1 protein-coding gene is annotated in these 459 nt (G+C 63.6%); it reads right to left on the reverse strand.

The features are described 5' to 3' along the window. A partial coding sequence (locus EN807_RS32590) for an ABC transporter permease (protein WP_135937937.1) occupies positions 1-459 on the reverse strand: 459 nt, incomplete at both ends.

The following is a 459-nucleotide window of genomic DNA, read 5'->3' on the forward strand; positions in this document are numbered from 1 at the left end:
TTCGCGCGTGCCGTGCGGACATAGTCCTGGCGCAGCGTTTCCAGCATCGACGTGCGCATGACACGCGTCATGTTGGCAAGATTGACGTAGGTCAGGGTGATGACGGGGGCAGCGAGATGCCTGAGCGTATCCCAGAAAATGGCCAGATTGCCGTTGAGCAGCGCGTCGATCGTGTTCGCGCCGGTGTAGCGGGTGAAGCCGGGCGAGGTGACGGCGGCCTGGGCCCACTGGCTGAGGCGCCCGGGCGGGAACCAGTCGAGCGCGGAGTAGAAGATCAGCAGCATCAGCAGTCCGAAGACATAGACCGGGAATGACCAGCCCAGGATGGTGAAGATGCGGATCACATGGTCCGGCCAACGGTTGAGATGGATGCCGGCCCGCGAGCCCAGGTAGATGGCGAGCAGAAAGCCGGGAATGAACGCCAGCAGGACCAGTTCCAACGTCGCGGGCAGCAGGGAG

This window comes from Mesorhizobium sp. M5C.F.Ca.ET.164.01.1.1, assembly GCF_004792125.1.
Lineage (GTDB): Bacteria > Pseudomonadota > Alphaproteobacteria > Rhizobiales > Rhizobiaceae > Mesorhizobium > Mesorhizobium wenxiniae.